Source organism: Pseudomonas sp. P4_C3 (assembly GCF_056402075.1).
The window spans coordinates 1-1456 of record NZ_JBFUIC010000601.1 but is presented as its reverse complement, the minus strand read 5'-3'; the positions used below and the strand labels follow the sequence as shown (position 1 = coordinate 1456).

1 protein-coding gene and 2 pseudogenes are annotated in these 1456 nt (G+C 52.3%); 2 read left to right on the top strand and 1 reads right to left on the bottom strand.

Going from position 1 to position 1456, the window contains the following annotated elements:
* Positions 1–461: hypothetical protein (locus AC1DVH_RS31060; RefSeq protein ID WP_477757008.1), on the top strand; the 461-nt coding region annotated here is incomplete at its 5' end.
* Between the two features lie 172 nt (positions 462–633).
* Here AC1DVH_RS31060 and AC1DVH_RS31055 read toward each other — a convergent pair.
* Positions 634–1020 (bottom strand): annotated as a pseudogene (locus AC1DVH_RS31055) (SDR family oxidoreductase); the annotation flags it as partial.
* A 173-nt stretch (positions 1021–1193) separates the two neighbouring features.
* Between AC1DVH_RS31055 and AC1DVH_RS31050 the strand changes: the two are divergent.
* Positions 1194–1456, top strand: a pseudogene (locus AC1DVH_RS31050) (hypothetical protein); the annotation flags it as partial.

The following is a 1456-nucleotide window of genomic DNA, read 5'->3' as shown; positions in this document are numbered from 1 at the left end:
CGCCTCTTGGCCAACTATCCACGCAGYATGAATGGATGGTCACAGGGAAGGACAAAACAGGAACGTTCAAGCTAAAGCTATTCACTGAAGCAGAAAAGGCGACACTCCTAACGCCGACGAACCGGTTGTCGCGGAGTAATTATTTCAGATTCATCTACGCGACCGGCACCCCGATACCATTGCCTCCGATGACGGCCTATGCAGCGGTAAATGTTACTTATGCTAGTGGTGTGCATCTTATGTATGAAGATGGCTCCCCAATGGTCGGTGTGCCTGTGACTTTTTACGTACCGGAATATGAGGCGATTACTGATACAACTGGCCCTGCAGGGAAAGCATATGGGGGATACTTCAAGTACAGCACCCTTGGTATACGTGAATTCCGCGCAGTAGCGGCGCTTCCAGATGGGCCGATATCGGTAGACGCGTTGGTGAGGGTTGGTGTTTCTGAAGCTCAATAACCGGCAGACAAATGCCACTGAGTACGCCTTCTTTGCAGCTGTCGAACGAGCCGATATGTCACTTCAGCTCGCGGGTAAAGAAGGCGGTGTAGCTTTTTTTACAATGTCGTTATCCATCTTGAGCTGCCGGCTTTTCTGCTCCAACTGCCGGATGCGTTGTTGTTTAAGCGCTTCAGGACAGAAACCCCCCATCCACATTCAACGAAACCCCAGTCGTATAACTCGAAGCATCACTCGCCAGATACAACACCGCCCCGGCCATCTCACTCGGATCCGCCACGCGCTTCAGCGGAATCTGCGTCAGCGCGGTGTTCAAAATTGCCTCATTCTTCACCAGTGCCGAAGCGAATTTGGTATCCGTCAACCCCGGCAACAACGCATTGCAACGAATCCCGAACTGCACACACTCCTCGGCAAACACCTTGGTCATATTGATTACCGCTGCCTTGGTCACCGAGTAGATGCCCTGGAAGATGCCCGGCGAGACACCGTTGATGGAGGTCACGTTGATGATGCCGCCGCCGGTCCTGCGTGCCGTCGTGTTGGTCATTGCGAGTGCTGTCGGTGCAGTTCGGCTGGCCGTTGCCGAAAGCCATCGGTCTTTTGAAGCACTTCTTTATCGCCAATTGTTCTAGAAAAACTGTCAACTCTGACAGTTTCTTGCGTGCCMATTWTTCCCGATAGTTGAATGMCCMTCCCTGATCATTCACTTGCCAGCATCGAGAGCACGCCATGACCATCGAATTTAAARCCGGATCAACCGAGCCAGGTCCCGTGTACATCTGCCATGGAGCCGAAGACGACCAACGCCATTTCCTGACTATTGTGCCTAAGGAAGATAGTCCGTGGGGTAATCAAAAAGTGAGCTGCTATGACCTGGTTGGTGAGCCATCTCCCTCAGTCAGAATTGCTCCTGAGCCAGGTGTCTTTCAGACGTTTCTACTGACAACAGGTGCAAAATTGGAACTCCACTGTCCAGCGAACGGCACCGATTG